Origin of the sequence: Cytobacillus sp. SAFR-174 (genome assembly GCF_051964675.1) — a bacterium.
In the GTDB taxonomy this organism is placed as follows: domain Bacteria; phylum Bacillota; class Bacilli; order Bacillales; family Cytobacillaceae; genus Cytobacillus.
In genome coordinates this window covers 98,173-124,665 of record NZ_JBQCMZ010000010.1, presented here as the reverse complement: position 1 = coordinate 124,665, position 26,493 = coordinate 98,173, and the positions used below count along the sequence as shown (strand labels likewise).

General features: G+C 44.0%; 27 protein-coding genes and 2 riboswitches. Of the genes, 15 read left to right on the top strand and 12 right to left on the bottom strand.

Annotated features, from left to right (window positions below; genetic code table 11):
* Positions 1–14 precede the first annotated feature (14 nt).
* The 4 genes from ACTHRG_RS12350 to ACTHRG_RS12335 form a co-directional block, all read right to left on the bottom strand.
* Positions 15–1,730 (bottom strand): IucA/IucC family protein, encoded by a 1,716-nt coding sequence (locus tag ACTHRG_RS12350; RefSeq protein WP_440231266.1) that lies wholly within the window; start codon positions 1,728–1,730, stop codon positions 15–17.
* Positions 1,702–3,528 (bottom strand): IucA/IucC family protein, encoded by a 1,827-nt coding sequence (locus ACTHRG_RS12345; RefSeq protein ID WP_440231265.1) that lies wholly within the window; start codon positions 3,526–3,528, stop codon positions 1,702–1,704. The genes ACTHRG_RS12350 and ACTHRG_RS12345 overlap by 29 nt, the downstream gene beginning before the upstream one ends.
* Positions 3,529–3,675: 147 nt before the next feature.
* The gene (locus tag ACTHRG_RS12340) at positions 3,676–4,623 is read right to left on the bottom strand and encodes an ABC transporter substrate-binding protein (RefSeq protein ID WP_076258370.1); all 948 of its coding nucleotides are present in this window, start codon (positions 4,621–4,623) and stop codon (positions 3,676–3,678) included.
* 153 nt (positions 4,624–4,776) lie between these two features.
* Positions 4,777–6,318, bottom strand: a complete 1,542-nt coding sequence (locus ACTHRG_RS12335) for an AraC family transcriptional regulator (protein ID WP_440231264.1) — start codon at positions 6,316–6,318, stop codon at positions 4,777–4,779.
* Positions 6,319–6,455: 137 nt separating this feature from the next.
* Here ACTHRG_RS12335 and ACTHRG_RS12330 point away from each other — a divergent pair, with 137 nt between their 5' ends.
* Positions 6,456–7,490, top strand: coding sequence for a FecCD family ABC transporter permease (locus ACTHRG_RS12330; RefSeq protein ID WP_440231263.1), 1,035 nt, complete (start codon positions 6,456–6,458; stop codon positions 7,488–7,490).
* Positions 7,490–8,521 carry a FecCD family ABC transporter permease gene (locus tag ACTHRG_RS12325; protein ID WP_440231262.1) on the top strand — a complete coding sequence of 344 codons (1,032 nt, stop codon included), beginning with the start codon at positions 7,490–7,492 and terminating at the stop codon, positions 8,519–8,521. The genes ACTHRG_RS12330 and ACTHRG_RS12325 overlap by 1 nt, the downstream gene beginning before the upstream one ends.
* A 46-nt stretch (positions 8,522–8,567) precedes the next feature.
* Here the strand turns inward: ACTHRG_RS12325 and ACTHRG_RS12320 are convergent, their stop codons facing one another.
* Entirely contained in the window at positions 8,568–8,903 is a 336-nt protein-coding gene (locus ACTHRG_RS12320) for an antibiotic biosynthesis monooxygenase family protein (RefSeq protein WP_076258363.1), read from the bottom strand.
* 142 nt (positions 8,904–9,045) lie between these two features.
* Between ACTHRG_RS12320 and ACTHRG_RS12315 the strand changes: the two genes are divergently transcribed.
* Positions 9,046–10,260, top strand: coding sequence for an MFS transporter (locus tag ACTHRG_RS12315; protein WP_440231261.1), 1,215 nt, complete (start codon positions 9,046–9,048; stop codon positions 10,258–10,260).
* 110 nt (positions 10,261–10,370) lie between these two features.
* On the opposite strand, the gene ACTHRG_RS12310 is transcribed toward ACTHRG_RS12315, so the two are convergent.
* Positions 10,371–11,420, bottom strand: coding sequence for an NAD(P)/FAD-dependent oxidoreductase (locus ACTHRG_RS12310; RefSeq protein WP_440231260.1), 1,050 nt, complete (start codon positions 11,418–11,420; stop codon positions 10,371–10,373).
* A 214-nt stretch (positions 11,421–11,634) separates the two neighbouring features.
* Here ACTHRG_RS12310 and ACTHRG_RS12305 point away from each other — a divergent pair, with 214 nt between their 5' ends.
* From ACTHRG_RS12305 to ACTHRG_RS12270, 8 genes are all read left to right on the top strand, one after another.
* Positions 11,635–12,480 (top strand): ABC transporter ATP-binding protein, encoded by an 846-nt coding sequence (locus ACTHRG_RS12305; RefSeq protein ID WP_440231259.1) that lies wholly within the window; start codon positions 11,635–11,637, stop codon positions 12,478–12,480.
* Positions 12,431–13,357, top strand: a complete 927-nt coding sequence (locus ACTHRG_RS12300) for an ABC transporter substrate-binding protein (RefSeq protein ID WP_440231258.1) — start codon at positions 12,431–12,433, stop codon at positions 13,355–13,357. Before ACTHRG_RS12305 ends, ACTHRG_RS12300 begins: the two co-directional genes overlap by 50 nt.
* A 100-nt stretch (positions 13,358–13,457) precedes the next feature.
* Positions 13,458–14,468 (top strand): FecCD family ABC transporter permease, encoded by a 1,011-nt coding sequence (locus ACTHRG_RS12295; RefSeq protein WP_440231257.1) that lies wholly within the window; start codon positions 13,458–13,460, stop codon positions 14,466–14,468.
* Positions 14,465–15,472, top strand: coding sequence for a FecCD family ABC transporter permease (locus ACTHRG_RS12290; RefSeq protein ID WP_440231255.1), 1,008 nt, complete (start codon positions 14,465–14,467; stop codon positions 15,470–15,472). Before ACTHRG_RS12295 ends, ACTHRG_RS12290 begins: the two co-directional genes overlap by 4 nt.
* A 109-nt stretch (positions 15,473–15,581) precedes the next feature.
* A complete protein-coding gene (locus tag ACTHRG_RS12285) occupies positions 15,582–16,409 on the top strand; it encodes a manganese catalase family protein (protein WP_440231254.1) in 828 nt (275 codons plus the stop codon).
* A gap of 256 nt (positions 16,410–16,665) precedes the next feature.
* Positions 16,666–17,379: a polysaccharide deacetylase family protein gene (locus ACTHRG_RS12280; protein WP_440231253.1), complete on the top strand. Its 714-nt coding sequence runs from the start codon at positions 16,666–16,668 to the stop codon at positions 17,377–17,379.
* Entirely contained in the window at positions 17,369–17,956 is a 588-nt protein-coding gene (locus tag ACTHRG_RS12275; RefSeq protein ID WP_440231252.1) for a DedA family protein, read from the top strand. The genes ACTHRG_RS12280 and ACTHRG_RS12275 overlap by 11 nt, the downstream gene beginning before the upstream one ends.
* Before the next feature lie 16 nt (positions 17,957–17,972).
* A complete protein-coding gene (locus ACTHRG_RS12270; protein ID WP_076258340.1) occupies positions 17,973–19,118 on the top strand; it encodes an MGDG synthase family glycosyltransferase in 1,146 nt (381 codons plus the stop codon).
* A 57-nt stretch (positions 19,119–19,175) separates the two neighbouring features.
* Here ACTHRG_RS12270 and ACTHRG_RS12265 read toward each other — a convergent pair whose 3' ends face one another.
* Both ACTHRG_RS12265 and ACTHRG_RS12260 read right to left on the bottom strand, forming a co-directional pair.
* Complete coding sequence (locus ACTHRG_RS12265) at positions 19,176–20,012, bottom strand: DUF6843 domain-containing protein (protein ID WP_076258338.1); 837 nt, start codon at positions 20,010–20,012, stop codon at positions 19,176–19,178.
* A gap of 121 nt (positions 20,013–20,133) precedes the next feature.
* Positions 20,134–20,964: a TIM barrel protein gene (locus ACTHRG_RS12260; RefSeq protein WP_076258336.1), complete on the bottom strand. Its 831-nt coding sequence runs from the start codon at positions 20,962–20,964 to the stop codon at positions 20,134–20,136.
* A 104-nt stretch (positions 20,965–21,068) separates the two neighbouring features.
* On the opposite strand from ACTHRG_RS12260, the gene ACTHRG_RS12255 reads away from it, so the two are divergent.
* Complete coding sequence (locus ACTHRG_RS12255; protein ID WP_076258334.1) at positions 21,069–21,776, top strand: DUF1287 domain-containing protein; 708 nt, start codon at positions 21,069–21,071, stop codon at positions 21,774–21,776.
* A 20-nt stretch (positions 21,777–21,796) separates the two neighbouring features.
* On the opposite strand, the gene tenA is transcribed toward ACTHRG_RS12255, so the two are convergent.
* The 4 genes from tenA to ACTHRG_RS12235 all read right to left on the bottom strand — a co-directional run bounded on the left by tenA (position 21,797) and on the right by ACTHRG_RS12235 (position 25,190).
* Positions 21,797–22,486 carry a thiaminase II gene (gene tenA / locus ACTHRG_RS12250; RefSeq protein ID WP_076258332.1) on the bottom strand — a complete coding sequence of 230 codons (690 nt, stop codon included), beginning with the start codon at positions 22,484–22,486 and terminating at the stop codon, positions 21,797–21,799.
* 60 nt (positions 22,487–22,546) lie between these two features.
* Positions 22,547–22,648, bottom strand: a riboswitch (TPP riboswitch).
* Between the two features lie 157 nt (positions 22,649–22,805).
* The gene (gene thiW, locus ACTHRG_RS12245) at positions 22,806–23,294 is read right to left on the bottom strand and encodes an energy coupling factor transporter S component ThiW (RefSeq protein WP_440231251.1); all 489 of its coding nucleotides are present in this window, start codon (positions 23,292–23,294) and stop codon (positions 22,806–22,808) included.
* Positions 23,295–23,408: 114 nt separating this feature from the next.
* Positions 23,409–23,524: riboswitch (TPP riboswitch) on the bottom strand.
* Positions 23,525–23,593: 69 nt separating this feature from the next.
* A complete protein-coding gene (locus ACTHRG_RS12240) occupies positions 23,594–23,977 on the bottom strand; it encodes a DUF302 domain-containing protein (RefSeq protein WP_076258328.1) in 384 nt (127 codons plus the stop codon).
* 103 nt (positions 23,978–24,080) lie between these two features.
* Complete coding sequence (locus tag ACTHRG_RS12235) at positions 24,081–25,190, bottom strand: alpha-hydroxy-acid oxidizing protein (protein WP_076258326.1); 1,110 nt, start codon at positions 25,188–25,190, stop codon at positions 24,081–24,083.
* Between the two features lie 162 nt (positions 25,191–25,352).
* Here ACTHRG_RS12235 and ACTHRG_RS12230 point away from each other — a divergent pair, with 162 nt between their 5' ends.
* The 3 genes from ACTHRG_RS12230 to ACTHRG_RS12220 all read left to right on the top strand — a co-directional run bounded on the left by ACTHRG_RS12230 (position 25,353) and on the right by ACTHRG_RS12220 (position 26,493).
* Positions 25,353–25,745: a PaaI family thioesterase gene (locus ACTHRG_RS12230; RefSeq protein WP_076258323.1), complete on the top strand. Its 393-nt coding sequence runs from the start codon at positions 25,353–25,355 to the stop codon at positions 25,743–25,745.
* A gap of 144 nt (positions 25,746–25,889) precedes the next feature.
* A complete protein-coding gene (locus ACTHRG_RS12225) occupies positions 25,890–26,108 on the top strand; it encodes a helix-turn-helix transcriptional regulator (RefSeq protein WP_175609098.1) in 219 nt (72 codons plus the stop codon).
* Between the two features lie 13 nt (positions 26,109–26,121).
* Positions 26,122–26,493 carry a hypothetical protein gene (locus tag ACTHRG_RS12220; protein ID WP_076258320.1) on the top strand — a complete coding sequence of 124 codons (372 nt, stop codon included), beginning with the start codon at positions 26,122–26,124 and terminating at the stop codon, positions 26,491–26,493.

Genomic DNA, 26,493 nt, shown 5'->3' with positions numbered 1-26,493 from the left:
TTCTCCTTTGTGTTCTATGCTAAAGAGTTAGTGACAAGATGGCGGAAGCCGCCATCTTCTTCTTTTTGGACCTTCCTTTTCAAGAGCGACTCGGCATAAACCATTGGAGCTGTGTGCTGCAGAAGGTAATTTCGGAAAATCAGTTCAGGATAGCAGCCCAGGTGCCCGGCAAGCACCTCGTCTGCCAGCCCCCAAAACTTCTTCTCGCTGTATCCATAATTCTCTTCAAGCGCAAAAGACAGTTCTGTTAAATGAAAAACGAACAATGTATCCATCACGAGCTCTCTCAGTGCTTCAATGGAAGTCATCCAATAATACTCATTGTCCCCGCCTTTATTAAACTGCTCATGAATCTCTCCAAAGTCAGGAATCCGGCTGGGTTCTGCCAAAAAGTCATAATGATACTCTGTGCTGTCATGGAAATCCCTCAAAGCAACACGGGTTGGCCAGCCGTTTTTATGAAGGAGGATCATGTTCTGGGCATGTGCCTCCACAGCTATGCCATGAGCGGCGAGCAAGTGCCAGACCGGCACCACACTTACTTCCATCAGCTTTTTTAACCAATTTTCTATTCCGTAGTGCACAAGCCAGTCATTTATAAATGGGGAACCGTCCCTCTCCATTAATGGAATTGCTGTAAAAGGTAAAGCCTCCTCATCCTCTTCCATGTGGAGGCGAATGCTTTCCCGCCAAATAGCTCCCAGTTTTGCCTCTGTTTTTTCCTCAATAGGCTGATGGGCAATCCCTGCATACTCCTTCAAAACGATCAAGGAAGCTTCCTCCTTTAAAAATGGATCCGCTTCTACCGTATCCGCTATCCAGTTGGAAATATGGGGAGCAGCACAGATGGCGTGAGTGTCTAATGTTCTCAATGATGAGGTATTCACCATATTCATAGATAGTTTTAGGTGAGCTTTCTCTGGATTCGCCACGTTCCAAAGCGTTCGGACCGACTGAGTTGCCCGATAAAAATCCCCGCTGCTTTTTAGCAGAACGACATCTTCTTGTTCCAGTTCCTCTTCTATATGCTTTACCTGCCATGGATGTATTGGCAGAAAGGTGTATTCTTCAAACGTCTTTCCTAGCTCATGCAGCTCGGTCAGCATCTGTCCGAGCATAAAAGGACCCAGCTCCTTCTCCCAGAATTCTTTCTCACCTTGGGGGAGAGCCATTTGGCTATGCTCCCGTCTGACTGCAGCCCATTGCAGTGCAAAAGATCGCCCTGCTTCCGGACCAAATACAGCATGATCTTCAAGAGAGAATCCAGTCCTTGCCTTAAAACAAGGATGATAGGGATGCCCTTCCCTAACTTCAGACTCCAGCTCTTCATAACTGAATGTTCTCCTTGAAAGAGACGGCGTGAGATGTTTTTCATTCCATTCACTAAGCTGAATGGTTTGCTGCAGCTCGTGTATAAGCTTGCTTCTTTTATCCGGGTCGGGTACAAGGTCCTCTGCCAGTTCCTCTATGCTCGTTTCCGTACGGGAACCATCGCTTTGCACAGAATGGATGCTGTCTTCCTTCAGCCGAACACGGTCAAACGCAGCAATCCTTCCCTCACAGCAGTAAGTCCGCCGATTTCCGAAAATGGTGAAGCTCAATAGAGGTGCTTCAGGCTGATTTGCTGTTTTTTCATAATCCATCAGCCCTTCAAAAAGAACGGCCTCCATTAATTGTCGGATGACTCTTTTTTCAACTTTCTTAGATGGCAGCGGATGCAGCTTCTGCATAGTTCTCCTCCTTCTTCACCATGGCAAAAGGATTTGGGATATAGGTGTAAACGGCTTGTTCGTTCTTCGCCAGCAGTTCATCCACATCATGGAAACGGGTCAGCAGGTTGGCTTTATAAGCAAGTTTTTCTGAGTGCAGGATATGGCCGATGAATTCCTTGCCCTGTCCAGACAGCTCTTTTTCAAGAATGCAAAGCTGTTTCCGGCACCATTCAATCAAACGATCTTCACTGATGAGTCCTTCCTGCCCAAATCGGCAGATGACTGAAAAGAGCTGATTCATAAACAGGTAATAGGTGAATCGTTCCTGGATGAGATCATCTTCATAAAATAGTTCCGGGCAATCTGCCAATGACGGCAGCAGTTTGCATAGATTTCCTCTATAAGAGTTTGATAGATAGTAGCCTTGATTATCACGGTAGTAATAAGCTTCCGGGTATCCCGAAGATAAATCCAGAACGCTGTTTTGCTGATGGGCCTCAAGTGCCAGCCCATGTTGATCATATAATCGGATTAGAGACTCAATTGAGCATCTCCAGTATTTTTCGAACCAGTCCATGCTGACTTCCAGCGGATCTCTCACTTCCGATTGTGCCAGCCTTTCGATCGTCCTCTTCAGTCTTGAGCGTTCATCCGGAAGCGGATCCTGAACCAATGCCGCGATGGAACTAATCCCCTTATCCGCTCCTTCTGGAAAAGGGTTGGACCGAATAATGACCTCGAACCCTGACTCTTTATGCCCCGGCAATTCAGCTGTTATATAGGCCGGATCATCAATCATTCGAAATGACGGATATTTTTCCGTAAAGCGAAGCTTATCCATTAGTACCGTCATAGCGGTACCTGCCTTTAGTTCATGAAGGCGGTTCGTCCTTAATGAATTCGTAATTTTCACCGGAACAGAAAATTTGAACATCCAGTCATTTTCCGGGCTGTAAACCGTTCTGATGGAAGAGGTAGCTGAATAATAGGCTCCCATTGGGCCAAGATCTTTTATAAGATTTTTTTCAACCGCCTCTCTGACATAATTCTGCTGAAGCAGCCATTGAGCCTGAAGTGGGTGCATCGGAATGAGGCAGTTGTTATGCGGGACAGTAAAATGCGGTATCGATTTCTTTAGTGAATGGAGTATAATTTCGCTTGCGCTATTTCGATTAGCTGAAGCTTCCCTGATGAACTCTCGGTCTACTTGGAAATAGTGAAGTTGAAAACGGCCTTTTAACTCCGGTGCATACTGCGGATGCTGCCATCCAGCCATTCCCTGCCTGCTCTTCGGTGTAGGGTGAAGCCAGTGACCAAACAAAAGTGACTGCTCGGCTTCAATGAAGGTGCTTTCTTCGGAATACAGGCTATTCTCGTCATTCATTCTTTCTTCAATGTACGAAGCCATTGTCTGATAGCTCTCAATCAGCCTGAGCACCAGCTCATCAAAATGGGATGCAAGTTCATGGCAGCCATTTGATTTAGCCATTAAATGCAGTTCGTGGATAACCGCAATCATCATAGGAAGCCGATCCTGCTGCATCCATTCCCGCCTTTGGCTACAATATTTAAAGGCACCGCCGATCAAATGCCTTCCAGTTTGTGATTGGTAAATCACTTCCACAGCAAATGCTGCAGATTGACCTGGAAGTTCTATCTCCACTACGAATTCGCCTGATAGAGTCATTGATGGCCGCTGCTCCTGCATCCATTCCTCCCTTTCCATCCAATGTCCGCAATCTACTTCTCTTAAGTAACTATTTATAAAAGCTTGAAACGTTGCATTTTCTGCAATTTGTTTGGCTGAATGATGCATAATTCCATCCTTTCACCGAGTCTTTAGACCTAGTAATTGATAACCATTCTCAACAATGGTTAAAAAATTTGATTTCTTCTCTTGAAAGAAATCAATGTAATGGCAGAGACAGGGACCTGCGAAAGTCCCAGCCTCTCATTAAGGTGTTTATTCACTTAGGAGCAAGGATTCAATCTCTTTCAATCCTTTTTGGCGCTCAATCGGATCCCAATATCCCCATGTGGTCTTAAGAGTATGTACGTTGCCGTTCTGAACAGCTTTCAGGCTTTTCCAAACCTCGCCCTGTGTAACAGAATCATAGAACTCTCCACTATTAAAATAAGAAACATCGAGGATATGATCTGGATTATACTTTGCTAATCCTTCAATCGAAATATTCTCACCGAAGTCCTCAGGAAGGTTTTCTGCAGGTTTTAATTTCAAATCATCAAATAGTAAGGAATTTGTTGCATGGTTTGTACGTCCATATACACGAATATCTTTTTTGTTGATTGCTACTGCCATAAATGTTTCATCGCCCATTTTTTCACTTACGCGGCTGCCGATATCTTCTGCTTCCTTCTCAAGATCTTCAATCACTTTCTTGCCTTCTTCAAGCTTGCCTGCTGCTTCGGCAACCTTCAGATGGTCTTCCTTCCAATCACCGCCAACTTCTACTGCAACGGTTGGAATGGTTTCAGACAGCTGATCATAAAGAGGCTTATAGCGATCACTGATAATTAACAGGTCCGGATCCAGTTTTAAAATTTCTTCAGAATTAATTTCATCAGCATAAGGCAGTGCCTTCACACCTTCAAGCTCCTCTGTTAAATGCGGAGGAAACTCATTATCATACGCCATCACGGCATAAGGCTTTACACCAACAGATACGAGTGATCCTTCCCATGATACATGCGACAGCAGAACGATTTTTTTCGGTTCGGCAGGAACTTCTGCTTTTCCGTATAAATGCTCAACGGTTCTTGTTTCCTCTGTTTTCGCCTCTTTCTTCTTTTCAGCCGCTTCTGTAGAAGCTTCCTCTTCTTTTCCACAGCCTGTTAAAACAAGTAAAAATAACATAAAAACAATGCTCAAAGGAGCAAAAAACTTCTTCATGGATCATTCCTCCAAAACAATAATGAAATTCATTCTCAATGATAATCATTATCACCATAACTGAACATGGACATTTTTAACTTCCTCCATGAACAAAATGAATTTCTGTTATAAAAAAACAGCCGCAAGTCTGCAGCTGTTTCTTCTAAGCCGTTAAGCTTTTAGTTTGGCTTTAAGAATGCTAGAAGGAAACTCTTCCAGCATCCTCCTCCTCCCAATCGGACCCCACGGATCCCACTCATGGCTTTCAGGGTAATAGACTTCTCCGGTTCGGACAGCCCGGATTTTATTCCAACCTGGAGTATGGGCAGTTCTCCACACATCCTTTTCATAACTCCATAAAATGAGAAGCTTGTCAGGGTTCAATTCAGCAATCTCGTTCAGGCTGACTTTCCGGTAACCCTCCTCATGCAGATTTGGATGAGGCTGGAACCCCAGGCTTTGATAAAGAAGCTCGAGCAGTGCATGGTTTCCCTTCCCGTAAAGGCGTATTTCTTCCGGGCGAATCCAAATGACAGCCCACCGGCCATTTCTCGTTAAGGGACACAGCTCATCCCGCACTTTGCATTCCATACCGTGAATGTCTTTTTCTATGCATTCGCCACGGCTTTCACAGCCGAGCAGCGATGCTATTTCATAAAGATAATGACGCCAGTCCTGCTTCAAAGGCATATGATGAACTTGCTCCTGTTTTGAAAGCAGCACACTTTGAAGCTGAAATTGATGTAAGGGTGTTTTAATAATGCGGTCCGGATGGGTCAGCAAAATATCATCCGGCTGAAATGGTTTTTCTGCGTTTAACAATTTAGTTCCTTCGAGCTCTTTTTGAAGATAGCTCGGCACCCCGCTGCTCGCAGAATAGACGGTTGGGTAGGACGGAGCTGCAACTGGCTGGATTCCGAGTGAAATAAGGTGATCCTGCAAAAACAGCTGACTTACGACAGCGATTCGTTCACTGGCCCTTTTCATGAAAACAGTTGGGGGCATCCCTTCCCTGCTTTTAAAAAGGCGGCTGAAATAAAATTCATCCTGCAGCCCTATTTGCATGGCGACTTCTTTAGCTGTAATTCCTTTCTTTTGAAGCAGCAATTTTTTGGCAGTTTTCATTCGTTCTGCATTTAAAAATTCTTTCGGAGTCATTCCAGTCCTTTTGCGGAAAGCCCTTGAAAATGTAACAGGGGTCATATTTGCTTTTGAAGCTAATTCCGCAACGGTTAATGGCCGGGACAGGCTGTTCCGGATCAGTTCCTCTGCTTCTTCCATTCTGTCGATTTCGGTTGCGTCTGTCAGAATGGACAGCATCTCCCAGAGCAGGGATTGAAATCTGCATTTGGCCGAAATTGATTTTTCCTGCCGGCTTTTCTTCATCTCTTCCCAGAGGGGGACCATTTTTGCAGGGAACTGGTCAGCAAGCGGACGGGATAACAAGTCTTTCAGCATATCGCCTTCTTTTGGCCAGGAAAGCAGATAAACAGAAAGAAGCGAAGAAGACGACGATGTGAGGGTGCAGGAATCCGCAAGGAAGAAGCTTTTGCCCTCTTCAGCCTTCAATCTCTGGTTCCCGCTTACCAAAGTACCCTTTCCCGATGATATGTATAGGATTAAAAAATGACTGCACTTTTCATTTATTGCCTGAGATAAGCCCTCACGCAGGTTGAATGATTCAATTTCAAACATATGGCACTTCAGCATCATATTTAGACACTCCCTTCTTTTTCCTGAAATATGAATTGACAAATGCTGTGGAAGGATAGTAGATTAATAACGATCTTCTCAGACGATAACGATTCTCATTTTCACTTGAAAAAATACATAGAAAAGGACTGATCATCATGGCCAGAACTGCTGCTGACATAACCAAATCCCTGCAGCCCGTTCACTTAAAATCTATTAAATTGGGCCTAATTGGCTTAGTATTTGTTTTCTTTGGCCTGCTCGCTTCAATCGGACTTGGAGCCATATGGATCTCCCCTTCTGTCGTTTGGGACTCTTTTGTCTCTTTTCAAGCCGGCCAAATTGAACACCAGCTGATCAGGGAAGTGCGAATCCCGCGGGCATTGGCTGCTGCCCTGATTGGGGCAGCACTTGCGGTGGCAGGAACTATTATGCAGGGAATCACACGCAATCCGCTTGCCGATCCTTCAATCATCGGCATCACCCATGGAGCAGGGCTGGCAATCGCTATTTCTCTAGCATTTGTTTCGAGCGGATCCTACTGGATTCTTCTGGTCTGGTCATTTGCAGGCTCTGCGGCTGGCGCTATGCTAGTCCTCTCTTTTTCCATGATTTCAAAAGAGCGGATATCTCCTGTAACCTTGACGCTTGCCGGTGCTGCGTTAAGCACATTATTCAGCGCTCTATCCACTGGCATTGCCCTGTATTTCCAGGTGGCACAGGACTTGAGCTTCTGGTTTGCGGGAGGACTATCCGGAACCAAATGGCAGCATGTATTTATACTGCTTCCCGCTGTTATCATCGGACTGCTGCTATCCCTTTGGATCAGCCGCTCTCTGACTATATTGGCTTTAGGGGAAGAAGTGGCTGCCGGCCTCGGCCAATCCCAGCAAAAGGTCAGATGGAGCGGGCTCATTGCCGTTATTCTATTATCCGGCGCGGCCGTATCCATTGCAGGTGCGATCGGCTTTATTGGCCTTGTCGTTCCCCATATGGTGCGGATGCTGATCGGATCTGATTATAGATGGCTCATTCCGTTAAGTGCCATTGCCGGTGCCCTTCTCCTCCTACTCGCCGATATCGGCGCACGGATGATCAATCCTCCATTCGAGACACCTGTCAGCGCAGTGACCGCATTGATTGGCGTTCCGTTTTTCCTATATTTGTCCCGAAGAAAAGGGGGGTATATGTAATGGATTGGAAGCTTGCTTTAAGACAGTCCAAATCCTGGCTGGCAGCCTTTGTCTTTTTAATCATGGCAACCTTTGTATTGAGCCTGTCCACTGGCGTGATGCCCATCCGTTTTTCTGAAATATTGAACACGTTAGCCGGCAGCGGCACCCCGAGGCAGGAGCTGGTTTTATTTCAGCTGAGATTGCCGAGAATGGTCATTGCCATGCTGATTGGTGCCGGCCTTGCTCTATCAGGCAGCATTCTTCAGGGACTTTCCAGGAACTCCCTCGCTGACCCGGGCATTCTCGGAATCAATGCCGGCGCTGGACTGGCTGTCGTTTTTTCAATCTATCTTTTCGGGCAGGAAAAAGGAAGCCTGCTCTCTGAACCTTTTTTTCTGCCCGTTTTCGCTTTTATCGGCGCTCTTGCCATTGCAGCTCTGATTTACCGGTTCTCTTGGAAAGGAGGTATAGACCCGGAACGCCTTCTCCTTGTCGGTCTCGGTTTTAATGCTCTCTGCGGTGCTCTTCTGATGATTCTGCAGCTGAAAATGGATCCAAAGGATTTTCAGCAGGCGGCCATTTGGCTGACAGGAAGCATTTGGGGAACCGGGTGGCCTTATGTATGGGCGTTGCTGCCATGGATTGTGATTCTAATACCGGCTGCCTTTTATAAAGCAAGGACCATGAATCTTCTTCAGTTTAAGCAGGAAGTTCCGGTTGCCCTTGGCTTAAAAGTGGAGTCTGAACGCCGCTTGCTTCTTTGCCTTTCTGCTGCCCTTGCAGGAGCATGTGTGGCTGTCGGAGGCGGAATTGCTTTTATCGGCCTGCTCGCTCCCCATCTGGCACGGCGGCTGTGCGGGCCCAATTACTTCAGCAGCCTGCCATTGTCTGCACTGATCGGGTCAGCACTGGTGCTCATGGCAGACATGATTGGCAAAAACCTTTTGGCACCAGCTGATATTCCTGTCGGGATTGTCATCTCGGTTATCGGTGCACCCTACCTGATCTTCATGCTGCTGACCCGGAAAGGTTCCGGGATGAAGGTATAAATTCAGTAAAAATGCCCATTCCCCTTAATGAATGGGCATTTCAGCTTTATTTGACTTCTGCAGGCTCTCTGTATTGCTTTTGCCCCAGCACATGATATACATCCTGACGGCTTTCGATAATAAATTCAGGCTTTGGCTTCCCGCGATTCGCACGATGGCCAGCAAGATGTACATCGCTTGTTTCCCAAGCCTTCCATGCTTCTTCAGATTCCCAGCGGATCATAACAATGATTTCTTCCTCTCCGCTGCGCTGTTTTTTCTTTAATACATTCAAATCAAGAAATCCGGGCTGCTCTTCGATGATTCCTTCTCCTGCAAAGCGGTCCACCATTTTATCCCCATGGCCCTCTTTAACCATAATTGTCTTTAATTGAATAAACATGCCTATTTCCTCCTCAGTTCTTTTTTGTTATTATAATTGATAACGATTTTCATTTTCAACTGTTTTAAAAAATAGATTCATTATTTTGTAAGTTTATAGTATCTTTAGATTATCGAAATTTTACTAATTGTGAGGCCGTTATATGTGGAAAAATAAAAATGTGTGGATTCTTTTAACCGGTGAATTTATAGCAGGTCTGGGCCTTTGGCTTGGCATTATAGGAAACCTGGAGTTTATGCAGGAAAGGGTTCCTTCTGATTTCCTGAAATCACTTATTCTTGCGTCCGGTCTGCTGGCAGGAATTGCAGTCGGCCCCCTTGCCGGCAGAATTACAGACCAGCTGAATAAAAAGACTGTAATGCTCGGAGCAGGTTTTGTCAGGGCCATCAGTGTTATTTTCATGCTGATTGCTATTCAAACGGGATCTGTGTGGTGGATGGTTCTGTTCCTGGTTATGATTCAATTGTCAGCGGCCTTTTACTTTCCTGCACTGCAGGCAGCCATCCCTCTTGTAGTTGCCGAGAAAGATTTGCTTCAGCTGAATGGTGTGCACATGAATGTGTCCACCCTTTCGAGGATATTGGGTACAGCACTGGCCGGTGTTCTATTAGTCATTTTGCCATTATCCATGCTTTATATCGGGTCGCTGGTCGCTTATCTGGCTCTATTCGGTTTAACCTGGTTTATGGACTTCGAAGAAAAAGGGGAAAAGCAAGGCCCTGGAAAAGAGTCTGCGAAAAACAGTGGAGGATTCAAGGAGGTTTTCCCGATTATTAAAGGCCTCCCCATTGTATTCATGACACTGATCTTAACCCTGGTCCCGCTGCTGTTTCTTGGGGGGTTCAATCTGATGGTCATCAACATCAGCGAGCTTCAGGACAGTTCATCTATTAAAGGGTTAATTTATACTGCAGAAGGAATTGGCTTCATGCTCGGCGCATTTATCGTCAAGCAAATCAGCCAAAAGCGTTCGCCATATGCTATTTTATTTTTCTTCTCATTTGTCATTGGCGTCTCACAGCTGCTTCTGTACTTTGCGGATGTGCCTGTTCTATCCATTGCGGCCTTCTTTGTATTCGGATTTGCCGTTGGCTGCTTCTTCCCAACTGCAGCCACCATTTTTCAAACAAGGGTGCCAAAGGAATTCCACGGAAGATTCTTCTCCTTCCGAAACATGCTTGATCGTGTTATTTTCCAAATTGTGCTCCTGCTGACAGGATTCCTGCTGGATGCCGTTGGACTTCAGGTAATGGTCGTGATCTTCGGTATTCTATCCTTAGTCATGACGGCTGCTTTCTTTGTTAAATCCAAACAGATTCGGACCGAAGTACAGATAAAAGAAAAGATCAGTACGTAAAAAAAACGGCTCACATCGTGTGGGCCGTTTTTTTACTGCTATTTTGCCTTATTGCCTGGTGTTTTTATAGTTTATGTCCGGATAGCCTTATTTTATGTGCGCTTATGCCCCTAGCGAACCAGCTGCTTCACCAATTCCCGGTTCCTCTTTTTAAAAACATCATTATGTGATGAAACCATCGCTGCCCCGGCTGCATCAGGTTCAATGTACTGCTTCGCTTTATTGACTGCATTCGCAGCATCCTGGAAGGCTCCCGCAATCAAGTGAAGCTTGCCATCATGCTTAAGAATATCCCCGGCAGCATATAGCCCTTCAACTGACGTCTCGCTGTTTGCATTACCGGCAATATAGAAATCTTCCAGCATATTAATATGCAAATTGCTATTTTTCAAGAGTTCCGTATCCTGCTCATATCCATGGTTAATCACCACTTCATCGATCGCAAGATATGAAATCTCGCCTGTTTCATTATTGGTCAATTCCACCTGTTCAATTTCCTCGTGATTTCCGCTGGCAATTAATTTGGTGATGGACGTATGGTTAATGCAGATAACCGAACTATTCATCAGCTGTGAAACCTGAGCTTCATGACCAGTTAGGGCATCCCTTCTGCAAGTGATGTATACCTGCCTGGCAACGGGCTCTAATTCATTGGCCCAATCCACTGCCGAATTCCCTCCTCCTGAAACAATAACTGTTTTATCCTTAAAGTGTGCAAGAGACTTAACAGTATAGTTCAGATTGGAGACCTCAAAGCGCTCTGCGCCTTCAATTTGCAGCTTTTGCGGTTTAAGAATTCCGCTGCCTACGGCCACAATCACTGTTTTTGAAAAATGCTCTTCGCCTGAAGACCCTTTCAAAACAAAAACTCCATCTTCATTCTTACTGATGGATTCCACCTTTTCATTTAGGACAACCGTTGGATTAAAGGTCAGCCCCTGCTCGACCAGCTGTTCAATCAGCTTTGCTCCAGGAGTTGGAGTCAACCCGCCGACATCCCAAATCATTTTTTCGGGGTACACATGAATCTTTCCGCCCAGCTGCGGCTGAAATTCAATCAGTTTCGTTTTCATTTCCCTTAATCCGCTGTAAAAAGTGGAGTAAAGTCCCGCCGGACCTCCTCCTATAATCGTAATATCGTAAATATCCATCTGCTTCATATCCGTTCACTCCTATAACCAATTATTATTGATTATCATTCTCACTTCAACTATACGTCCTTTCTTCTCCTTTGACAATGAAAATTTCCCTTTCTACTTTTCCTTAAAATACTGTTGACTAATACCTTAACTAGACTTATAGTAAAAAAGAACCGACACTGATAATCATTATCACTAATTTGAAATAAATTCTCACATAAACGGAGGTTACATAATGGTCCGTCTATATACAGATGGCTTGAACATTGGGTATAGCGAACGGCTAATTGTAAAGGATCTCAGCGTCCAGATTCCCGATAAGAAAATCACAACCATCATTGGTCCAAATGGCTGTGGGAAATCAACCCTTCTAAAAGCCATTACCCGAATCATTTCCCATCAATCAGGCACTGTCATCTTAGATGGGGAAAACATTTCAAAGGAAAATACGAAAATCCTTGCCAGGAAGATGGCGATCCTGCCTCAAACACCTGAAAGTGCAAGCGGTTTAACAGTAGGCGAGCTAGTCTCATACGGTCGTTTCCCTTATCAAAAGGGATTCGGAAGATTGACAAAAAGGGATTATGAAGTCATCGACTGGGCACTCGAAGTGACAGGCATCAAAGAATTTAAATTCCGGCCTGTTGATGCTCTGTCAGGCGGCCAGCGCCAGAGAGTGTGGATCGCCATGGCACTTGCACAGGAAACAGACATCATTTTCCTTGATGAACCAACCACCTATTTAGATATGGCACACCAGCTTGAAGTTCTCGAGCTTCTTCAAAAGCTGAATGAGGAACAGGAGCGCACCATTGTAATGGTCCTCCATGATTTAAACCAGGCAGCCCGTTTTGCCGATCATATCGTCGCATTAAAAGATGGTGAGATTGTTAAATCAGGAAGCTATGAAGAAGTTATTACACAGGATGTTTTAAGGAAGGTGTTCAATATTGATGCAGTCATTGGACGCGATCCCCGCACAAATAAACCAATGTGTATTACTTATAATTTACTAAAAGGAGAAAATCAACATGAAGAAACTATTGATCCCATTTATGATCTTGCTGCTTCTGCTAATTAGCGCCTGCGGCAATACAGAAGAAAAAGATACAAGCTCGTCTGAACCAAAGGAAGATAAAAAGTCAGGTACGATCACATACGATTCTGAAACAGGTCCGGTTGAGGTCCCGGCTGATCCTAAGAGAGTTGTCCTTCTTTCAGGCTTCACAGGAAATGTTATGCAATTAGGCGTAAATATCGTCGGAGTGGATACCTGGTCCAAAAACAATCCTCGTTTTGAAGAGCAATTGAAGGATGCTGAAGAAGTATCAGAAGATAACCTTGAAAAAATAATTGAACTGGAACCAGACTTGATTATTGCCTTATCTACTGTTAAAAACTACGATAAACTTAAGGAAATTGCACCAACTGTAACGTATACATGGGGTAAATTAGATTATCTTTCTCAGCATGAGGAAATCGGAAAGCTTCTTAATAAAGAGGAAGAAGCAAAGAAATGGGTAGCTGATTTCAAACAGCGTGCTGAAGCGGCCGGGGAAGACATCCGCGCAAAAATTGGCGAAGATGCAACCGTTTCAGTATTTGAAATCTTCGACAAACAGCTTTATGTTTTTGGCGATAACTGGGCACGCGGAACTGAAATCCTGTATCAGGCAATGGACTTAAAAATGCCTGAAAAGGTTAAGGAAATGGCCTTAAAAGATGGCTACTATGCCATTTCAGCTGAAGTGCTTCCGGAGTATGCAGGAGATTATATGGTGATAAGCAAATACTCTGATGCAGATCATTCATTCCAGGAAACCGATACGTACAAAAATATCCCTGCTGTGAAAAATAATCGTGTCTTTGAAATGGAAGGCAATGGCGCTTCCTTCAGTGATCCAATCACACTTGATGCACAGCTGGAGTTCTTTAAAGAATCATTTTTAGGCAACTAATACTGCAGGAGGGATTCTTAATTTTTAGGAATTCCTCTTTCCTATTTAAAAACACAGCTCCCGACTGGCAAAAATAAACCCGAAGAAAGATGGAAGTACAATGACTAAAGATGCTCAACCCTTTATTCCATTTATATATAAACTTGCGGCAGGCCTCATCATTTTTGCCGGCATGTTTGTGGCTGCCTGTGTGTTCGGGGCAGCCGATGTTACGGTCAGAGATGTTTGGCTTGCACTAACCTCCAATGCTTCCGGAGAAAAAATCTCCATCATTCGTGAAATCCGTCTGCCCCGTGAAATTGCGGCCATTTTTGTCGGAGCATCTCTTAGCATCTCTGGCGCCATCATGCAGGGAATGACAAGAAACCCTCTTGCTGATCCAGGCCTGCTCGGATTAACGGCCGGAGCAAATGCTGCGCTTGCCATAACTCTTGTTCTTATCCCTTCAGCAAATTACATTGGAATTCTGTTCGCCTGTTTCATCGGTGCGGCTATCGGTGCAGGGATGGTTTTCGGCATTGGCGCCATGAAAAAAGGAGGCTTTTCTCCGATTCGAATCGTTTTAGCCGGAGCCGCCGTTTCTGCCTTCCTTTTTGCAATAGCTGAAGGCACCGGCATCTTTTTTAAGATTTCAAAAGATGTCAGCTTGTGGACAGCAGGCGGGCTCGTCGGCACATCCTGGACCCAGCTGCAAATGATTGTACCGGTTATATCAGCAGGCATACTTGTTTCCCTTTTTCTTTCCAGGCAGCTTACGATACTAAGCTTAAACGAAGAAGTGGCTGTAGGATTGGGACAAAATACAACTCAAATTAAAGTCATCCTGTTTATCTTAGTCACCCTGCTTGCAGGGGCAGCTGTTGCACTGGTCGGCAATATGGCATTTATCGGATTGATGGTGCCTCATATCGTCCGTGCTATAGTCGGTACCGATTATCGTTTTATTCTTCCCATGTCAGCTCTCACAGGAGCGTCATTCATGCTTCTTGCCGATACACTCGGGAGAACCATCAATGCTCCTTACGAAACTCCTGTGGCGGCCATCATTGCCGTAATGGGGCTGCCTTTCTTCCTGTTCATTGTTCATAAAGGGGGTAAGGCGTTCTCATGATTCAGCCAGAGTTAGTAAAAAAACAGCGAATTTTAATGGCCTTTTTATCCGTACTTATTATTGTTACCATTGTTATTGGAATGGGATTAGGCTATGCATCCCTTTCCTATGACCGGTTAATCCCGGCCCTCCTGGGACAGGGAACTTTTAAAGAGGAGTTTGTGTTATTTTCCATACGGCTGCCGAGAGTGTTTATCACTGTGTTAGCCGGCATGGCACTTGCGTTATCGGGTGCGATTTTACAGGGAATCACACGCAATGACCTGGCGGACCCAGGCATCATCGGCATAAATTCCGGTGCAGGGGTTGCGATCGCCGTTTTCTTTCTGTTCATCCCGATTGAAGCAGGCACTTTCGTCTACATGCTGCCATTATGCGCATTTTTCGGTGCTTTGCTTACTGCTATTCTCATCTATGCTTTTTCTTATAAAAAAGACGAGGGGCTTTCGCCTGTAAAAATGGTGCTCGTCGGAGTCGGGTTCTCCATGGCGCTATCCGGTGTGATGATTGTCCTGATTTCCTCAGCTGAAAGAGAGAAAGTCGATTTCATAGCAAAATGGCTGTCAGGGAATATCTGGGGAACAGATTGGCCTTTCATCTGGGCACTACTCCCCTGGTTGCTTGTGCTTATTCCATTCACATTATATAAAGCAAATCGTTTGAATCTATTAAGCTTAAGTGAGCCTGTCGCCATCGGCATTGGAGTATCCATTGAAAAAGAGCGGATCACCCTTCTGCTTACAGCCGTTGCACTGGCGGCTTCGGCTGTGTCTGTAACCGGCGGAATTGCCTTTATTGGATTAATTGCACCGCATATGGCTAAAGCACTTGTCGGGCCGCGGAATCAGCTTTTCCTTCCGATCGCCATTCTTTTAGGCGGCTGGCTGCTCCTATTCGCCGACACGCTCGGCCGGAACCTGGCTGATCCGGACGGCCTGCCAGCCGGAATTATGGTTGCAGTTATCGGAGCTCCGTATTTTATGTATCTATTATTAAAGAAATGACGTGCCGGCCTGCACGTCATTTTTTTATTATTTATGTTTTTTTCTGGAATTACTGGGCAAATATATAGAGTCTCATCATTTAACAGTTTAATAGATTGGAGGAATTTAGATGTTTTTTCATGTAAAAGAATTGCAATTTGAAGCAAAGCCGGAACGTCCGGATCCGGTTTTTGCGAAAAAACTTCAGGAATTGATTGGCGGCCAATATGGTGAAATGACCGTTGCCATGCAATACATGTTTCAGGGCTGGGCCACTCGCGGAAATGAAAAATATCGTGATCTTCTCCTCGATATTGGAACTGAGGAAATTGGACATGTGGAAATGCTCGCTACAATGGTTGCCAGACTGATGGACGATGCCCCAGTTAATCAGCAGGAAGAAGCAGCGAAGGATCCAGTTGTTGGCGCGATCATGGGAGGAATGAATCCTCAGCATGCCATTGTCTCCGGACTTGGCGCACGGCCGGCTGACAGTGTTGGGAACCCCTGGATGGGCACTTATATTACAGCCAGCGGAAACTTATTAGCAGACTTCCGTTCAAACTTAAATGCAGAATCGCAGGGCCGCCTGCAGGCTGCCCGTCTCTATGAAATGACTGATGATAAGGGCATTAAAGATCTGCTTTCCGTTCTGATTGCAAGAGACGCCTACCACCAAAACCAATGGGCTGCTGCGATTGCAGAGCTTGAGGAAAAAGAAGGCCTGCTTGTCCCTAGCACCTTCCCTCGTGAAAATGAGCGCACAGATGTCGCCTACACACTCTACAACCTGTCAGCAGGCGAAGAAAGCAGCGCTGGCAGATGGGCACAGGGCCCTGCTCTTGATGGCCAGGGAGAATACAAATATGTAAGCAATCCAAAGCCGGAAGGTGACAAGCCAATGCTTAAGCCGGCACCTCCAAATCTTCATAACACATTGCCAATGGATTTAAAATAAATTCCGAACAAGACAGGCTGAAGCATTCAGCCTGGTTGTTTTTTCAATCAAACGTTTGATTGAATTGGGCTGGTTTTCCTCTTTCATATCCATCCTCTCCATTGACTTCCTTCAAATTTTTTATATGATAAAACCATCTCACCTTAAATCCTGAATAGAATAATTTCCTTGCATTCACTCTGAACATTAAGGTTACCCTCACTATTAAAAGGGAATGAAAATAAATAATTCAACCGCCGGAAAGGATCTAGTTTGCATGATTTATTTTTTTACCGCCGCATTGATTATATTTATTAGTTACGCAGTTCTGCCCACTTTACTCATACGTTCGCTGAATTGGGGAATTGTAAAAGATATAACGGAACCAAATTCCATTGCTTTAACCTTTGATGATGGTCCAGATCCCCAGTATACTGCGAGGCTCCTGGATGTCTTAAAAAAGCATGAAGCAAAGGCAGCCTTTTTTGTTGTCGGGGAAAAAGCAGCCAAGCATCCATTGCTTCTTAAAAGAATGCAGGCAGAAGGGCATACAATTGGAATCCATCATTATCGGCATATCTCAAGCTGGATCCTTTCACCGGGATCATTAAAAAAACAACTGGAGCAAACAAAACAAGTTATAGAAGCTGCAATTAATGAAGAAGTCTATTTCTACCGTCCGCCATGGGGCCACTTCAATTTATTTACCCTTTGGACAGCAAGGAATTATAAGATTATTATGTGGTCGGGAATTTTCAATGATTGGAAGATCAAGCATATCAGGAACACCCTTTCCGAGTCGCTTGCAAAAGAAACCGTGCCTGGCCGTATTTTTCTTCTCCACGACAGCGGTGAAACTCTTGGGGCCGACTCCAGTGCACCTGAACATATGATTAACCATCTGGACGAGTATTTGCAGCAGGCAGCACTGAAAGGGATCCAATTTATTTCTTTAAAGAAGAATATCAGGGGCATCGCACATGAGTACTGAAACCATTATTGAATTTATTTCGTCATACGGGTACTGGATCATCTTTCTCTTTTTATTTTTCGGGATTGTCGGCATTCCAGCTCCGGAAGAATCGCTATTATTCCTGATTGGCGTGTTAATTGGAAATCACAAATTAAGCTTTGCTGAATCTGCTGTGTGCGCTGAAGCAGGTGTGCTGCTCGGAATGCTTTCAGCCTATTGGATCGGTAAGAAAGCAGGGACGCCCTTTCTCAGAAAATATGGCAGGTATATTGGCATCACGGAAAAGAGATGGAATACCGCACAGAAAAAGTACATGGAAAATCATCGCTTTATGATTTTTGCGGGTTTTTATATGCCGGGAATACGTCAGATTAGCCCGTACTTTGCCGGCATTTCAAAAGTTCCTTTTCATCAGTATCTTCTATATTCTGCGGCAGGATCCTTATGCTGGGTGCTCCCAGTCATCGCAGCAGGATACTTTGCAGGAAGTTTCTTAGATATAAATCCTGAGTATGTTCCATATCTAGGGGTTGTATTATTAGTTTTATTTATAATTTACATGCTAGTTAAAAATACGAAAACTAAATCCAACTGACAGAAAGGAGGGTATCATGAAAGTTCTCCTGCTCCCTTTATTTCAATTCCCCACGGGGCATTCAAAAGTTGCCAACACACTTCAGGACCATATTCAAAGCCAATATCCTGATGCGGAAATCAAAATAGTCGACTTTCTTTCCTATTGCAGTGATAAGCTTGAAAAGCTGGTCTCAGGTATATACTTAAAAGGATTCCTGGGTGCTCCTTTCCTTTACAGAGCCTTATATTACACGATTATGTATAAACAGCATCCTTTTAAATTGCAGCCTGATTTACAGGTTCTATCCTATTATTTTGAAAGAAAAATGCAGAAGTTCCTTGATGAAGAAAATCCTGATTTAATATTTTGCACTCATTCTTTTCCATCCGGGATCATCAGTTCACTCAAGCAAAAGGGACGATACCGGGACATTACTGCGGTGAATGTTTACACGGATTTTTTTATAAATGATATTTGGGGAAAACGGGGAATAGACTTTCATTTCGTCCCTCATACTGAGGCGAAGGAAAAGCTTATTAATAAACACCATATACCGGATGATCAAATTTTTGTTACGGGCATTCCGGTTCATTCTGCCTATCACCTCCCGGTTCCATTTAAGAAAGATAACCGGATACGCCATATCCTGGTTGCAGGAGGAAACAGCGGCTTAGTAAACTGTGATTTTATAGAATCTATACAAAAGGTTCCTCATATTCGATTTCTGATCCTGTGCGGAAATAATGACGAATTATATAGCTCACTCAATGCACTTGATTCAAAGCAGATCGAGCCAATTGGATATATTGAAGACCCCTACGAAATGAACCGGCTGTATAATAAAGCGGATGCTATTTTGACCAAACCAGGCGGAGTGACAATTAGTGAAGCGCTGCAAAAGAAGCTTCCGATTCTGGTCCATACCTCACTTCCGGGACAAGAGGAAATCAATTTGGACTATTTGCTTGAGAAACATCTGGTGACGGTCATTTCCGACAAACAAATTACTGAACAGCTTAAAAACGAAGAAGCTATAATTAGTCTAAGAAAACACATTGATTCTTATCTGGAAAAAGTCACTTGCCCTTTGGACTATGCCATCTTCATTTCAATTAAAAGCACCGGCAGAAAAACGCCGGACACTGTTCATTCCTTGAGAGCCGTTCCAACTATCAAGTAAACCTTCAGGTCATAAAAATATATAAACAGCCTGGAATCTCCAGGCTGTCTTGCATTTTCAATCAAACGTTTGATTGATTAATCCTTCTTCATAAAGAATATCCTCAATACCTGGGCCATCGCCCTGATCAGCTATGTCTTCCTCACAGCCAACCGAAAAATAGGTATACGAATAATCATATCCGTCTCCCTGTACACCGCCTGCTCCGCCATGTGAAATACAGCTGTCCGGTATAGGTTCACGCTTTCCCTTGTCATCCACATAATAGTACAAGTCTTCAATATACCCTTCACTCTGCGGTAAAGAGGTAATGGCATATCCCCTGTCATTCACCCGAAATACATCATACTCCCCTTCTGTCTCAGGCGCAGGAGCAATCTCTATCTCATGAACAATTCTCACCTGACCAGTATACCCTTTTGGAATTAGATAAAGGTCATGCGTTTTCTCTTCCAGATCTGCCTGCTGGAGCATCCAAAAGAACCCTGCCGGGAGCAGACAGGCGATGAGAAACCCGGCTGTATTTATGGTAATTCTCCTGCCTCCTGGCATCTCACGGTCCCACTTTCGCCACTCGTCAACCAAAAAGAAAAGAACCGCAGCAATTACTGCATAATAAGCAAACCCTTCCACAATAAAATAAGTCACAGCAGCTAAAAAGGTATGTATAAATGCAGATGCCGGGAATCGCCATACTGCCAGATTTCTGGTTAGAAACTCAGAAAGCAGTGAAACCGGAATGCCGTATATAACATTTCCGAATAAACAGTACAAAAAAACCACGATCAGGAAAAAAGAAAACAGTTCCCCCTCAGAAAAGAAAAAGAGAAGCCAAAATCCAAAGGTAAAAAGAATGGAAGCCTGCAGGGCCGTTTTTATTTTTGATCCCAGCATTGATATAAATTCCCTCCCTTTATATTGTGATTAATTTCACATATATACAGCATACAAACAAGGCATTTCCCATACTCCCTATATAAAGTTGCGCAGAAGGAATGTGGGGAGGCCTGCTCCCCTACCTGACAGACCCGGCCTCAATGACTTCTATTGCCCATTCAACTCCTTCTTCTGCCATTTTTTCCGAAGGGTTTGTGTGTGGTGTGTACTCCATGACAAAAAATACACCCTCACATTCCGTTGCTAAAAAATCCATCAGCTTCTTAATTTTATGATGCCCATCATTCTCATGAGATGGATGCACAGGCACCCAAATATATTTATCGCCCTGGTATTCAATGTTATGTAAATGAACAACTCTTACAAACCCGGACCATTTTTCTATATAATTTATGGCCTTCTCCCCTGCGGCTAATATATAATCCCCGATATCAACACAAAGGCCAAGTCCGTATTTCCTCCATGTCTCTACAGGAAAATGGTCAAGATATTGAATTCCTGCTGGCGATTGCTTGAATCCCACTTTAGGTTCACACACAATCATAATCCCATATTTTCTCTGAAGAGCACTGAGTTTCTTGAGTCCCTCCTCAATGATCTCTGCCGGATTCCCACTTGTTTCCTTTTTAAAGTAAGGAAAGTGCACCAATATGTATTCAGCACCAAGCCGGGACATCCTTTCCACTTCCGCCTCTAACTGGATCCAGGCTTCCTCTGGATTCATACTGACCTTTTCCAGAAGATCGTATTTGCTTTGTCCCCGGAAAAGAGGCGAATGAAGACCAAAGCTTTTGTTTGTTTTGCCCAGCAATTCAATAAAGCATTGAAAGGATTCCTCATCTTGAAATTCCCCTATCTCAATATGCGGCAAATAACTTTTAAAAAGTTTATGAAACAGCTTGCTGTCTGACAAAATGACGCTTCCTGATACCCCTATTTTATGAACCATTATATCCCCTCTCTTATGAATTGTTATAACAATCTTATCATACCTTCATGTAACTTATTGGGAAATAATGCCGTCTATTCAGTAAAATAGGTGAGGTGTACTTTATGTTTAAAAAGGTATTTACATCAATAATTGGAGTAATGTTATTATTCATTCTTTTTTTCCGGAGCGGAATTATTCTGGATTCCATCGGCATTCATTTTGGAAATCCAATTGCAAAGAAACTGGAGGTGCCCTCTGATTACTCACAGGCCGATTCAAATCAAAACGGCATTGCTGATCCGCTTGATATGGTCCAGACAGCCAGAAAAGAAGTGGAACAGCGCACGCCATATAAAAGTGCCTACTATGCGGGAGGCTATCCGCCCGATGGCGAAGGTGTCTGTACAGACGTGATATGGAGAGGATTCCAAGGAGCTGATGTAATCATAAAGGATCTTATTGATCAGGATATCGCCGGGAATACGGACTTGTATTCAAGAGTCCAGGGCAAGCCTGACCCGAACATTGATTTCAGAAGGGTGCCAAACCAGAATATCTTTTTTAGCCGGTTCGCAATGTCATTAACAACAGAACTGATTCCAGGAGATGTTAAGAACCTTAAGCAATGGCAGCCGGGTGACATCGTGGTTTTTCTTTCCCCTAAATTCGACCATGCGGCAATCATATCTGACAAGCGGACGAAGGATGGCATTCCATACGTGATACATAACTCCACACCATTTGCAGCAGAAGTAAAACTATCTTCTTTTAAGACTCCCATTACCGCTCATTACAGATGGGATTTTGAAAAAACGCCTGCGCTGCCATAAAGCAGATGCAGGCGTTTTTCTTATCTTACTGCCGCCGGACTGCCCGCCGGCCACTCTTCGCAGGTATAAGCCATCTCCCAGAAGCCAAGCTCCAGCTGGCAGCTTTTTCGGAAAGCGTCCTTCATTCGCTGCCTTTCTTCCGGTGATGCCGCATCAGCAAGCTCATCCAAACGGTTTCTCATATTCATGGTCACAGCTTCGACCCTTAAATTTGCATAAAAAGAGATCCACGGATAAAACGGATGGTTCTCATCTGGCTCATATTGCTTCATGAGCTCAAGCCCAATCTCCCAATAAGTCCATGGACAAGGCAATAATGCAGAAAGGATTTCACCCATGCCGCCTGTGTGGGCATGATACATCATGTGCTTAACATAATGATCAGCTGTTGGCGGGAGCGGATAACCCTGCAATGCTTCGTAATCCACGCCAATCTGCTGGCAAAAATTATGGTGGGGATGTACTTCGCTGTTCAATACGAATTCTATTTGCTGATTAAAATAAGCAATATCCTTACGCTCTGCAGACTTTGAAATGGCAATCCCATAAATATGCATGAACGCATTCAAATACTCAAAGTCCGCTTTAATGTAATGAGCCAGTGCCTCTTTCGGCACATCCCCTCTCCCGATACCCTGGACAAATGGATGTTCAAATATCAGCTGAAACAAATCTTCATTTTCCTTGCGCAGTATCTCTGAAAAAGTCATAAAAAATAGCCTCCTTAATTAAATACAGAAGCTGCCGGGGAAAAAGCATGAGGATTTATATTGAGGTCCTCACTGCTTCCCTGCGCTGGCATTATCCAGATCAGGTTCCAAGGGACAAAGGAAAAGCTCCTTATCTCAGCCGTAGCGCCCCTAGCAGTTTTCTCACATTATTAATTATTTTTTATCGATTGTCTAACTTGATGTTTTCGCTCATAAATTTTGAATTTTGCCCATAACTCTTGAAAATGCTCATAAAGTCAGGTTGCTATGCTGCACTCGCTTACCTGCTTACTCAACTAGCTTTACCAGCCCAAAATCATCACATATTCTGAACCAAATTCTTCTCTTTAACCTTCGCTAATACTATCCAGCCTATCGACGCACCGGCAATGCTGCTGACCAGAAACGGCGGCACAAAGAAGAATGCACCAGCTGCACTGCCCATGAGAAACTTTGCGTATGGAACGGCAAACAATGCACCGATTATGCCGGTGCCCACCACCTCTCCCACTACAGCCCATATTTTCCGGCCGAATTTCAAATAAAGGACACCAGCCAAAAACGCACCGATCATGCCGCCTGGAAACGCAAGCAGCGTCCCGAATCCAAGCAGATTACGAAGCAAAGCAATCATAAAAGCGACGCCTGCTGCAGGCAAGGGGCCAAGCGTCACCGCGGCCAATACATTCACCGCATGCTGGACCGGATAGGCTTTGGCTATACCTGCCGGGAACCAGAGCAAATGGGATCCCAGTGTCCCAATCGCCGTAAATAAAGCCATAGTAGTTAACAATCGGGTTCTTTTCATCTAAACCTCCTTTCTAAAAGGGCAGCCTGATTGCTTATCAGGATGAGAAGTATGTATACAAAAAGGCCGGATCCCCACAAAGGACCCGGCTTGGTTTAAGTATATGAATCGACAGATTGTCAAATCCTACTTCCCTCCGCTGGCATTAACCAGATCAGGTCCATAAGAGTCGGAAAGCTATAAGCGCTTTCCTCTCAGCCCGCACATTCGGGGCACCCCTAGTAGTTACATAGATATTTAATTTGATAAGCTGTTTCAAGCTTAACAAATTATTCCGGCACTGTCATCAAACTTTTAACTTATATACTTTTCCTGATGCACTGGATTAAGCGCTCTTCAATTTCTGCTGCGAAGCTTTGAACAGATTCGTCATTGATTAGCTCAATCATACTTGTCGGCTTAGGCATCCCAATTTTCGTTTTGCCCTTGTCTTCATAAACGACAATTTTACAAGGCAGGAAGTAGCCGGCCATTTTATTCTGTGTTAAAACGCGATGTGCTTCATTCGGATTACAAACCTCTAACACATGGAATGCCTCGTTATATTCCAGGCCTTTTTCCTGCAGCTTCTCCTGAACATTAAACTGCCATAGAACTCCAAACTTTTCGTCCTTCAGACTTCCTTCCAGTGAGGATATCGCTTCTTCAATTGATTTTTCGGTTTCAGCTGTGTAATCGAACATGACTGCATCTCCTTTAGTATTGGCATATTAATCATGTACCCCTATAGGTATAGTAATAAACACAGTCTTAACTGTCAACATGCCAAGCTTTTGTTAGAATGCTTTATCGAATTAACTGCAGACCAGCAATATCCTTTAAGCTCCCCACCCCTGCCAGAGAAAGCGACACTTTTGTTTCTTCTATAAAGTTGGCAAGCACTTTTTCAACTCCATCCTCCCCGCCAATGGCCAAGCCGTACACATACGGCCGTCCCAGACAAACGGCGTCAGCTCCAAGTGCCAGAGCTTTAACCACATCTGAACCTCGTCGAATGCCGCTGTCAAACAATACTGGAATCCTTCCTTTAACTTCCTTCGCGATCGGTTCAAGCGCATCAATCGCCGCAATCACTCCATCAAGCTGTCTGCCGCCATGATTAGAGACAATGATTCCGTCTATCCCTCTTTCAACGGCCAGCCTGGCATCTTCAGGGTGGAGAATGCCCTTTAATAAAATCGGCAGGCTGGTTTTCTCTTTTAATCTGGAAATATGCTCCCAGCTTAATGTTGGATGATGAATATTATCAAGGATTGCCTGTACGACATCGCCGTCCTGGAGAGAAGCCATAAAGACTGGATCGCTTTCATAATTTGCTTTTCCATAGCCAATCTTTAACGGGGAAAAATTGTTTCTTAGATCAGCTTCCCTCCATCCCATCATCACCGTATCAACCGTTAACACAATTGCCTCATACCCTGCTTTCTCCGCACGGCGAACCATGCTGAAGGAGGCTTCTTCATAATTGGACCAATATAATTGGAACCATTTTGGACTCGAATCTGTTGCCTTTGCAATTTCTTCAATGGAATAACTGGATACTGTGCTCTGAATAAAAGGAACTCCAAACGAAGCTGCCGCCCGGGCAGATGCCAGCTCACCCTCACTGTGTTCAAGCCGCTGCATTCCAATCGGCGCAAGGAATACTGGATAAGGATACGTTTTACCAAATAAATTCACACTTATATCCGGCAATGAAACATCCCTCAGCATTCTCGGAACAATTGAGTATTTTGCAAAGGATTCGATATTCTTTTTCAGCGTTTCTTCCCCGCCGGCTCCTGATTGGACATAGCCAAATCCGCCAGCCCCCATCACTTTCTCTGCTTCTTCTTCCAGTTCCTTAAATGAAATAGGAAAATTTTCTGCGAAACTAATATTCTCTACTTTTGCCATCTTCCAGCCCCGCCTTTTTTTGAATTTATTGAAAATAATATCACTTTTTTTGATTTTAAGAAACCATGTAATAATTTTGGAGCCTCTTCTCTGCAAATTAGCAGGGATTTCACAAAAAATCGGGAATAACCATTTTAACTAAAAGAAATTGGAGTGTAGCAAATGCTAATCAAACAGCCTTTTGATGAATTCCTGAAATTCCATTACGAAAGAATCAATGAAAGCAAAATGAAAGTCACTTTGCCCATCCAGCCTCTCTTTATTAACAGCGCCGGACTGGTGCATGGAGGGATCATTTCCACTCTTGCGGATGTAGCAATGGGGAATATTTTCGAGCCGGATGAAAACCAGATGCAATCCGTGGTCACCGCTGATTTGAAGGTCAGTTTCTTAAAGGGGGCCACAGGGGAATATCTTGTTGCAGATGCTCACCTTGTGAAAAGAGGAAGAAGCCTCAGCCACACGGATTGCCTGATTTATAACGATCAGGATCAGGTGGTTGCCAAAGCATCGGGGATTTTCGCAGCTATCAATAATATAGGGAATACGCTATAGAGCATATCGTAAAAGAATTATCAGATCTTGCTTAAGTAGATTCTAAGCCTGCAGAGGCTTTTTTTCGAAAAAAATGTAATATATATTTTACTTTTTGCAAATATATATTACAATAAAGGTAAGAAAAGGAAATGAGTGAGGCACTTGAAAGAGTTCACTATAAAAAACAAGGTAAAGCTTGTACGCATTGAAAAAGAGCGTTTAACTCAGGGAGAACTTGCAAAGCTTGTTGGCGTAACCCGGCAAACGATGAATTTGATTGAAGCACAAAAATACAACCCGACCATACGTGTCTGCCTCTTAATCAGCAAACACTTGGAAACACCTTTAGATGAGCTGTTTTGGATTGATGAGAACCATTAAAGGAGGAAATGTAATGAATGTAAACAGCTGGACTATCTGTTTAGGAGCTTTTCTTGCTTTTCTAGCTATTACACTTATGACAGACAATATTCAATGGGGGTTTGTCGCCGGATTGTCCATAAGCGTTGGCGGCTTCAAATGGCTAAGGATTAAAAGAAAGGAGGCCAAGGAAGAACTGGAGTACGATGAAAGGGTGAACCTCAATATTTTGCAGTGCTCTCTATATGTCTACTCTGGGGCCCTTGTCCTCCTCCTGAGCTATCTCATCATCTCCAGCCAAATATTAAATAACATATCGATTAATATTGAACTTTTAATCTGGTATTTAGTCATTACATTATTTTTAGGTTTTTATATCGTTCCAGTCATTATAAAAAGAAGATAA